This window comes from Frankia sp. CgJB1, from assembly GCF_977947065.1.
The window spans coordinates 1-7,531 of sequence record NZ_CDWTNB010000188.1 but is presented as its reverse complement, the minus strand read 5'-3'; the positions used below and the strand labels follow the sequence as shown (position 1 = coordinate 7,531).

The following is a 7,531-nucleotide window of genomic DNA, read 5'->3' as shown; positions in this document are numbered from 1 at the left end:
GTGCTGACCCAGCGGCTGCGGCAGATGGAACGCGACGGGCTCGTGGTCCGTACCTACCACCCGGAAATCCCGCCCCGGGTGGAGTACGAGATCAGCGAACTCGGCGAGAGCCTCGCCCCCGTCTTCGCCGCTCTCACCCAGTGGTCCGAGCAACACCTTCTATCCGTGCAACGAGCACGCGCGGCGTACTCCGGGCCACTGCCACGCTGAGCTCGACCACGCTCCCCACGCACCAGCTACGCACGCACCAGCTACGACTGTCTGTGGAACACGTGACATGACCGGGTGACGCACGCCACGTCCACGGCAACGCCGAGTCGGCGGTAATCGTCATCGTCGTGGGTCGCCCTGGCGGACGCCCGCCGCCGGGTAGCTGGTGGTCAATGTTCCCTTGATGCCGTTGCGGGCGACGTTCGAGCGGCAGATCCGGCGGACCCGCTCGGGGGAGTCGGGTCAGGTGGCGGAGTCCGGGGACCTGGGAGAACCGGGACGACCGGGAGACCCCGGGAACTCGCGGGAGCGGGCGTCGGGCCGCCCTGGGTGCGGCCGTCGAAGGCGGCGAGCCCGGCGAGCCAGTTGCCGGCTAGGCGGTGTGGAGGGGGACGCTCGCGCTGGCCGTGAACGCCGCGCAGACCTGCTCGTCCAGGCCGAACAGGGCGGCCGACAGGTGCTGGCGACTCACGAACAGCGGCGCCATGCCGATCAGCGTGGTGACCCGGCGGCCGGCCACCGTGTACGGGCCCACCATCGTCCCCAGGTTGCTCGTGACCAGAGCGGCGCCCGTCGGGCGGGCCGCGACGGCGACGATCTGCGCGAACACACGGGGCGATGTGGTGTGCGGCATTCCGTCCAGAAGCTTCCGTTCGACCACGCCGAACCCGCCCTGTGCCTTGACGCGTCGGGTCTGCTCGGCGATCTGGGCGAGCCGCCGCCAGGGATCGGCCTCGGTGCAGGGCAGCGGCACTCGTATGCCCAGGGTGAAATTGGAAAGGATCTCCTATTCGTCCGGGGTGCGCACGTTGATCGGCATCGCCGTGTGGATGGCACGCTGACGAGAGAGGCGGGGGGAAGAGACGGCGTGCGCGGCCGGACCCGTCGGCCGTCGTGGGTGTCCATTCCGGCAGGGACCAGGTGCGCAGGACGCCGGCGACCGCCGCGAGGTAGACGTCGTTGACCGTGACGCCCTCGCGTCGGGCGATCCGACGCAGCCGCTCCAGCTCGGTCACCGCCCAGGTGTGCCGCGCCGCGCCGCGAGGGTCAGGGCCGGGTCGTCGACACAGAGCACCACGCCCCCTCCAGGAACTCTCCGGGATTCTGCAGAGTGAAATGGAAGAACGCTCGATCGCCGGTGGTCAGCGGCCTGGTCCGCGGCCCGCACTCGGCGACATTTGTGGATACATAGGTCATGCCGTTTCCTCTCGACGACATCCACGCCAGGGTGGACCAGGAACGGTCGGTTCGTTCAAGATGCTTCTGTTTCCGCCTCTTGGGGTAGAAGCATTCCCTCGCTTTATACGAAAACCGTCCGTGCCCGGTGGGAAGTGAGCATTTTCAAGGTTGTTTTGCGTGAATCGAGGGAATGTTCTGTCTCACGCGTTTGAGGGAACGGCCGGCGGGCCACCCGGAGGCCGGAAGTTGTCCGGCTACTGTCCGTCCGGACACGAGAAACAGAGAAGTCCTCGGTAGATCACAGGGTGTCTAATCATGTGGCCTTGACCGAGGACTTCCACTGCTGACCTACCCTGGCGTCATCACCGTGTCCGAGCCGACCCTGGAGTTCCTGGCCACGCTGCTGGCCGACGACCGCGACCGGCCTCGGACCTGGCGCGAGCTGTCCCCTCGCGACCAGGCGCTGCGCGTGCTCGCGCACCTGCGCAACGGCGACACCCACGAACACCTGGCCGCCGGCTTCCAGGCCAGCGTCGGCACGGCCCGCACCTATGTCCGGGAGGCCGTCGAGCTGCTCGCCAGGCGCGGGCGCAGCCTGCTCGCGGCCGTCTGGACGTTCGCCTGGACCTGGAGCAACTTCCAGGGCCTGATGGACCTGTAGGGCCGGATGATCTGGATCTCCGACGGGCTGCCCGGCTCGACCCACGACCTCACCGCAGCCCGGGCCCACGACGCCCTCCGTGTGATCAACCGCGCGGAGACGATCTACCTCTACGCGGACAAGGGCTACGCCGGCGGCGAGAGCGGCCTGCTCCTCGTTCCCCGCAAGAAGCCCGCGAACAGCGAGCTGCCCGACGACATCAAGGAAAGCAACCGCGCCCGCGCGGCTACCCGCGCACCCGGTGAGCGTGGCTTCGCGGTCCTGAAGAACTGGCGCGTCTTCAGCCGCTTCCGCGGCCGCCCACGCCGGGTCGGCGCATTCACCCAAACCGTCTTCGTCCTGAAGCCGGAAGAGATCTAGAAAAACCGACTTTGAAAATGCTAATTGATCTAACTACAGGTATCGAGGTTCACACCGTTTTTGCCAGCAAGCGACCGTCTCTCCGGGGCGCCGCGATCGCCCGGCCGTGGCTTCTCGATCATGTCATCCTTACCTGAACTCGACGCGGTTGCCGGCAGAGCGACACATTCATCTCACGGTTGCGTGTGTTACGGGATCATTTTGCTGGTAAAGGCGGCGCAATACGGTGTGCTGCATGGTCACACCAGTCGCGGTGCGCCCGACCTCGTTTCCGGTAGTTGCGGCCCCGGGGAGATGGTATCTCTGGCCGGCGTGGGTGCGGTGGGCGTGAGCCTCGTGGTGGCCACCGGCGTCTCGGCACGGTCGACGCCTCGGTCATTGCGTGTGCGGAGCGCCTCGGTATCGACGAGGTCGCAACGGTTGACCGGCGCCATTTCATCGTCGTCAAGGCACGCCGGACACTTGGCCTCCTGCCCTGACTTAAAGGTGATAGACGTCTCGCCGATGCCGAATGGAGTGGATCTCTACCAGGTGTTTGGCCGCGTCGATCCGGTAGATGATGCGGTAGGTTCCGCGGCGCGCCGAGTAGAAGCCGTCGAAGGGCTCGTCCAACGGCTTCCCGACCCGGTAAGGGTTCATGGCGATCGCTCGTTGGATCGTCTCCAGTGCGGCGGCCGCGACCTCCAGGGGCAGGTCCTCGTGGAGGTTTCTCCGTGCCCTGCGCGACAGCGCGACCTCGTAGGGTGCGCCGCTGGCGGCCATCACCCGTCCCCGGCCCGCCGCTGCTCCAGTTCGGCCACGACCTCGCCCAAGGCGAAGGTGTCACCCGCGGCGAAGTCGTCCCGCGACTGCCGCAAATCCGCGAGAGCCTCGCCGTCTGACAGGAGGTCGAGGGTCTCGCGCATCGACTCGTACTCGGCAACGGAGATCAGCATCACATCCGCGCGTCCGTTGCGCGTGATCGTGAAGTGATCATGTTCTCTGGCTACCCGCTCGGCCAGCTCGGCAATCCGGGCCTTCGCCTCGGTGATCGGTATGGTCTCCATGAGGGTCATTATAAGGACCGGTCGCTATTCTGGTCATGCTGGTGGCTGTCTAACTTCGGGCCGATCATCCAGCGCGCTCTCGTCGACTGTCTACGAGATTGGGATCGCTTCAGCACCCGCGACCTTGCGAAGGGCGCCCTACGCGGCATTCTGAATGACGTCGGCCTGACGATCGACGAACTCGCCCCGTAGCGGCCACCCCCGACGACGGCGCGGCTCCTGAACGACCATCCGCTGCCGCCCGCGGGTCGGACATCCGCATGCCCGTGGTCGATTGACTGCTGGGTCCGGGTCACCTGGGCATCAGGCTGGCCGCGGCCGTGGCGCCGAGTCCCCAGCAGGCCTCTCGTGTCGCGACGTCCACCTCGCCGACGATCGACAGTGGCGCGTGCAGGCGCTTTCACTTCAGCCCGGTGGCGATGGTTTCCACGCCGCGGATCGCGCCGGCCGTATCGCTGTTGCCGTGGACGTAGAGGGCGTACGGGCGGCCGACTGTCGCTTCCAGCACGGGATAGTAGAGCTGGTCGCAGAAATGCGCCGAACCCTGGTCACGGGGCTATCACCCATCGTTATCAATGGATCAGCCCTGGACCGACCGGATGGGGCGCAGGCGCGCCAGCCAGCTACGGCATCAGGGGCGCAGCGGTCGTCGCGCCCGGCTCCCAGCCCACTCGCTGAAAGGGTCCAGCGGGCGTAGCGGCGTAGCGGGCGGTGGCGATGATCGGGCCAGCCGTCCGGACCGAGAAGAACCGGGCCGGAGCGTACCCCGCCGACGCGTTCCTATCGGAATTGCTGGCCTTGCTCGGCGGTCCGGCATTGGCCAATCACAAGGACGTGACCCGTCTGCCGATACCCTCCTGGTCGAGACGGACTCCCACCGCGGAGTTGACGATCGTGTCAATCATTTCGTCACGCCGGCGCCCCAGACTCACCCGAACTCCGAGATCTCGGCCGATCCGCTGGAGGATCTGCTTGTTCCTGGCGATCCTCTCAAGGAACATGTGCGCCTCCTCTCGGCTACCCATCTCATCGAGGCGTTGGCGTACGGACGCGGAGTCAGGTTGACCAGCCATGACTGTCGATCCGTCCTTGATCGTGCCGATCCTCCCCCGCGGCACGCTTTCGGGCGCCGGCGGACTGGTGGTCCGTTCCCCGGCTACGTCGGCGCCGAAGACCGGCCGGTCAGGCGCTCGCTGCACCGTGAGGACGAGCCGGCCAGCAGCTAGATCAACCACGGTCTGATCATCGAAACTCCGGATGAGCGCCGAGACCCTCTCCAGCACTGCGAGGACGGACGTCATTCCTTCAGCCATCAGATTACGGTCCAATCCTGCTTTCGAATTCGTCGACTAAAGCATGGATTTCTGCCGCTATGTCGGGACATAGTCCGAACACCGCTGGCAGGAGCCTGTCGACATCCGTCTGGAAATCCAGGCTCTCGCGCATCATCGCAGTAAATGTAGGGAAGAGGCGGCGAACCTCGTCGATAACCCGCTGGCTCGAGGGGGTGGGCCCGGGCCCCCACCCCCATTCCTTACTCGAGTGAACACAACACCTAGAAAGGCAGGCGCCAGGTCTTCCACTCGGTTCTCGCCGGAGGGAGACCATCCAAGGATCTCGAAGTTATTCTTCTTGAAGTCGGTAAGTCTTTCGGTCAGATGGCGGATACCGAAGGTAGCCAGCCTCTCCGGCTGCGCAGGGACCAGAATCCCTTCGCTGGCCACGATCGCAGATCGAGTGAGTATCTCAAAATCCGGCCGGCAGTCGATAAGCACGTAGTCGAATCCCTCACGGCGGAGCAGCCGTAGGCCATCGGCCAGTCGCATCACTACTCGGCGGTGACGATCCTGATAGCGGCGTGAACTGGGGTCACCGAGTTCTACACCGAGCCTGGCAGCAACGCTCTCAAGCTTCGGGGCAGAAGCCACAATTGCAAGCTCACCGCCGTTTCTCCTGGTATGCGCCCGAACTTCCTACGGCCAGGAAACGTACCGCATGAGGTTTGGCCCGGCCCCTCGACGACCAGCTGCCATGTACCAGTCCGCGACGGTTCGCCGGTTAATCTGTCGCTCGACGTCCGCCGGCCGATAGAAGGAGTGCGTCAGGCTGGCCTGAAAGTCCAGGTCGAGCAGGAGAACACGACGTCCTCGACGCGCAAGCTCCGCACCGACGTTGGCCGTCAGAGTCGTCTTCCCGACACCGCCCTTGGAGTTGACCACGGTAGCGACCTGCATCATCAAACCCCGCGGACATTGGATGCGCGACGGCGTTCGGTCGGCCGCAACTGGACCAAGCCGCTTCCCCGCCAATCCTGTGAGATCACAACGGAAAATCACCCCCATCTCCACAGCATGCCATCCGCCTGCGCCACATTCAGGAGAACGCCATGAATCGCGCCTGTGGTCGCACCCGATGACCATTCTGGGCTAAGCCGCCCTGAGCAGATCTGACCAGCAGGTTCGAACCGAGCCGGCCTACGCGGCTCCGTCGGATCGGCCCTGAGGTGCGACGACTTCGCCAGTGTGTCGATGGTGGTAACCTGTGCGGCAGCTTGGCCACTTGGGCTGGTCGACTCGGTGAAGGCTCCGGCCACCCGCGCTGGACGGTCCCACTTGGCGGCCTGCCCTGAGTTCTTACTGACTCGGCAACATGTCGCACGGCTTTTCGAGGGGGTGACCGAGCTGGCTGAGCAAGCTGGCGACGACAGCGACTCCGAGGACCTGCGCGACGACGACAGGGCCGAGCTCCAGGAGGTGGACCCCGACCCTCCGCAGATCAGCTACAGCGGCACCGACTTCGACGTCGAGGGTCTGGTCCGTCGACACGATCGGGGCGACATAATAGTACCGTCCTTTGGCAATGATGATCCCGGCATCGAGACAGCCGGCTTCCAGCGCGAGTTCGTCTGGAAGCGTTCGCAGATGGACCGTTTCATCGAGTCCCTACTGCTCGGATACCCCATTCCGGGTATATTCCTTGTCCAACAACAGGACCGCCGCTATCTCGTTCTTGATGGGCAGCAGCGAATAAAGACCCTGAGCCTCTTCTATAATGGCAGCATCAACGGGCGCGAGTTCGCACTTCAGAACGTGGCCGCCAGATTCCAGGGGCTGACCTATCAAACTTTTTCACCCGAACAGCGCCGCACGCTCGACAATACCTTCATCCAGGCGACAATAGTCAAAACTGACGGCACCCGCGAGTCACTCGACGGCGTTTACCAGATCTTCGAGCGGCTGAACTCGGGCGGTACGCAGCTCACGCCGCACGAGATTCGCGTGGCACTCTATGCAGGCGAGTTCATCAAGTTCCTCACCGCTCTGAACGAGAACCCGTCGTGGCGCGCTCTCTACGGGCCGCCATCACCACGGCTACGCGATCAGGAGATCGTGCTCAGATTCATCGCCCTCTACGTGTCACCGGGTAGTTATAAACGCCCTCTCAAGAAATACCTGAACGATTTTGTTGGCGCTCACCGCCGACTGAACGAGCTGGACGCCAAGCTGATCGAAAAACGATTCGACAGGGCAGCGCAGCTTGTGTTGGAGGAGGCCGGAAGAAGCGCCATTCGCGGCCGGGGGCGTCAGCTCAATGCGGCTCTCACCGAGGCGCTTTTGGTAGGACTGGCCCGTAGGCTTGATGCCGGTAGCGAACCGACAGCAGCTGAGGTCAGCCGCGCCATCGACGCGCTTCTCAACGAACCTGACCTGGATTACGTGACCACGCGCGCAACGGCTGACGAGGAGAGCGTACGGATGCGTCTGGCGCTGGCGACGAGAGCTTTCTCCCGCATCTGACATGAGCAGGCGAGAACGCGCCGAGGTCTGGCCGCCGACTGAGACCAGAATTATTTTAGACCGCCTGTCCGAGCTAGCTGTACTGGTACAAGATCAGGAAAGAGTTGCGGATAATCAAGAGGTCGTTTCCTGGCTTGCGCGACTGCTGGTGATCCGAAGCTGCGGATATCTAGAGCAGACCGTGGCGGGGACATTCCGCGCGTACACCAGCAGGCTGTCCTACGGCCACGTCAGGAACTTCTCGCTTGGCTGGTTGGAGCGGACGCAGAACCCAATGC

11 protein-coding genes and 1 pseudogene are annotated in these 7,531 nt (G+C 64.5%); 4 read left to right on the top strand and 8 right to left on the bottom strand.

The features are described 5' to 3' along the window. Positions 1 to 210, top strand: a 210-nt coding sequence (locus AC08OT_RS17325; protein WP_476603041.1) for a winged helix-turn-helix transcriptional regulator, incomplete at its 5' end; no start/stop codon positions are given. A 373-nt stretch (positions 211 to 583) separates the two neighbouring features. Here the strand turns inward: AC08OT_RS17325 and AC08OT_RS17320 are convergent. Together AC08OT_RS17320 and AC08OT_RS17315 are read right to left on the bottom strand one after the other, a co-directional pair. Further along, positions 584 to 964 carry a WS/DGAT domain-containing protein gene (locus AC08OT_RS17320; protein WP_476594120.1) on the bottom strand — a complete coding sequence of 127 codons (381 nt, stop codon included), beginning with the start codon at positions 962 to 964 and terminating at the stop codon, positions 584 to 586. A 293-nt stretch (positions 965 to 1,257) separates the two neighbouring features. Continuing rightward, positions 1,258 to 1,407, bottom strand: coding sequence for a hypothetical protein (locus AC08OT_RS17315; RefSeq protein ID WP_476594119.1), 150 nt, complete (start codon positions 1,405 to 1,407; stop codon positions 1,258 to 1,260). A 349-nt stretch (positions 1,408 to 1,756) separates the two neighbouring features. Between AC08OT_RS17315 and AC08OT_RS17310 the strand changes: the two genes are divergently transcribed. Further along, entirely contained in the window at positions 1,757 to 2,050 is a 294-nt protein-coding gene (locus AC08OT_RS17310; RefSeq protein WP_476594118.1) for a helix-turn-helix domain-containing protein, read from the top strand. A 6-nt stretch (positions 2,051 to 2,056) separates the two neighbouring features. Further along, on the top strand, positions 2,057 to 2,410 hold the full coding sequence (locus tag AC08OT_RS17305) for a transposase family protein (protein WP_476594117.1): 354 nt from the start codon (positions 2,057 to 2,059) through the stop codon (positions 2,408 to 2,410). 480 nt (positions 2,411 to 2,890) lie between these two features. Here AC08OT_RS17305 and AC08OT_RS17300 read toward each other — a convergent pair whose 3' ends face one another. The 6 genes and pseudogenes from AC08OT_RS17300 to AC08OT_RS17275 all read right to left on the bottom strand — a co-directional run bounded on the left by AC08OT_RS17300 (position 2,891) and on the right by AC08OT_RS17275 (position 5,690). Next, positions 2,891 to 3,172: a type II toxin-antitoxin system RelE family toxin gene (locus tag AC08OT_RS17300; RefSeq protein WP_476594116.1), complete on the bottom strand. Its 282-nt coding sequence runs from the start codon at positions 3,170 to 3,172 to the stop codon at positions 2,891 to 2,893. Then, positions 3,172 to 3,456: a type II toxin-antitoxin system Phd/YefM family antitoxin gene (locus tag AC08OT_RS17295; protein WP_476594115.1), complete on the bottom strand. Its 285-nt coding sequence runs from the start codon at positions 3,454 to 3,456 to the stop codon at positions 3,172 to 3,174. Before AC08OT_RS17295 ends, AC08OT_RS17300 begins: the two co-directional genes overlap by 1 nt. Before the next feature lie 292 nt (positions 3,457 to 3,748). After that, a pseudogene (locus AC08OT_RS17290) lies at positions 3,749 to 3,991 on the bottom strand (flavodoxin); the annotation flags it as partial. Between the two features lie 289 nt (positions 3,992 to 4,280). After that, positions 4,281 to 4,457: a hypothetical protein gene (locus AC08OT_RS17285; RefSeq protein ID WP_476596228.1), complete on the bottom strand. Its 177-nt coding sequence runs from the start codon at positions 4,455 to 4,457 to the stop codon at positions 4,281 to 4,283. Positions 4,458 to 4,901: 444 nt separating this feature from the next. Continuing rightward, positions 4,902 to 5,282, bottom strand: coding sequence for a ParA family protein (locus tag AC08OT_RS17280; protein ID WP_476603040.1), 381 nt, complete (start codon positions 5,280 to 5,282; stop codon positions 4,902 to 4,904). 147 nt (positions 5,283 to 5,429) lie between these two features. After that, complete coding sequence (locus AC08OT_RS17275; protein ID WP_476594112.1) at positions 5,430 to 5,690, bottom strand: ParA family protein; 261 nt, start codon at positions 5,688 to 5,690, stop codon at positions 5,430 to 5,432. 438 nt (positions 5,691 to 6,128) lie between these two features. Here AC08OT_RS17275 and AC08OT_RS17270 point away from each other — a divergent pair, with 438 nt between their 5' ends. Beyond that, on the top strand, positions 6,129 to 7,253 hold the full coding sequence (locus tag AC08OT_RS17270) for a DUF262 domain-containing protein (protein WP_476594111.1): 1,125 nt from the start codon (positions 6,129 to 6,131) through the stop codon (positions 7,251 to 7,253). Positions 7,254 to 7,531: the final 278 nt, after the last annotated feature.